This window comes from Streptomyces inhibens (genome assembly GCF_003389455.1).
GTDB classification, from domain to species: Bacteria; Actinomycetota; Actinomycetes; order Streptomycetales; family Streptomycetaceae; genus Streptomyces; species Streptomyces inhibens.
Genome location: NZ_QUAC01000279.1, coordinates 1 through 1,199 on the forward strand (window position 1 = coordinate 1; position 1,199 = coordinate 1,199).

Genomic DNA, 1,199 nt, shown 5'->3' on the forward strand with positions numbered 1-1,199 from the left:
GCGCGCGCGGCGGCGCTACGACCCCGCCGCGCGCGCCCGCTCAGAGCTTCTTCAGCAGCCGGGACCCGAACCAGTCGTCGGAGTCCTGTACCCCGGGCAACACGAAGAAGTAGCCGCCACCGATCGGAGTGATGAAGTCGGCCAGCGGCTCGTGCTCAAGGCGCCGCTGGACGGTGGCGAACTGCCGCTCCGGGTCCTGCTGGTAGGCGCAGAAGACCAGCCCGAGGTCCATCCGCCCACGCTTGTCGAACCCGGAGTCGTAGTTGTAACTCCGCCTGAGGAAGCGGGAGTCGTCGGTCTTGTGGGTCCGCGGATTGGCCAGCCGGATGTGGGCGTCGAGCGGGATCTTTCTGCCGTGCGGGTCCTTGCGGTAGTTCGGCGGATCCGTCTCGTTCTCGCCGTCCAGGGGCGCGCCGCTCGCCTTGCGCCGACCGAAGATCTTCTCCTGGCGCGCCACCGGAACCTTGTCCCACTTCTCGACATGGAAACGGATCAGACGCAGCACCTGATAGCTGCCGCCCAGCGCCCAGTCCGGCTCGCCACACGGAGGGGTCACCCACATCAGCCGGTCCATCTCCCGGGCCGAGCCGGTGTCCGGATTGACGATCCCGTCCTTGAAGCCGACGAACGTACGCGGTGACCCCGAGGGCCGCGAGGGGTTGAGAAAGCCGTCCGCCCGCCAACGGGGCCGCAGCAGACCGTCCGTCTCCCGCGCCAGATCACGCAGCACATGGACGATGGCGTCGGGATGCTGGGCGCAGATCTGCAGCGACAGATCGCCGTGGCAGCGCGCCGGCTCCAGCCGGTCGTCGGGGAACGCCGGCATCGCCTTGAGATGCCGGGGCTTGTGCCCGGAGAGCCCGAACCGGTCGTCGAAGAGCGAAGCCCCCACACCGAGCGTGATGGTGAGCGAGTCGGGGGTCGGCTGCTCCGAGGCGACCCGCTCGTCCTTGGGCTTCACACCGGCCGCCAGCACCCGGGACCGCTCGGTGAGCCTACGGAACAGCTCCGTCAGACCGTTGCGGTCCTCGGCCAGCACATCGAAGCCGACGAAGCCGGCGAAGAGCTGCTGCGGGGTCACGATGCCGGCCTGATGGCGCCCGTGGAAGGCAAACTTGTCGGGCAGCGTCCGCCCGCCGTCGCGCGGGGCGCCCACCGGCCGGTCCGCCTGCGCGGCGGCCGCCTCGCCGCCCAGCCCC

The 1,199-nt window shown here is 70.3% G+C and carries 1 protein-coding gene; it reads right to left on the reverse strand.

Annotated elements, in window-relative coordinates; translation table 11 throughout:
- Nucleotides 1–40: 40 nt before the first annotated feature.
- The coding region (locus tag DY245_RS32865; RefSeq protein WP_425329465.1) for a Dyp-type peroxidase at nt 41–1,199 on the reverse strand (1,159 nt) is incomplete at its 5' end.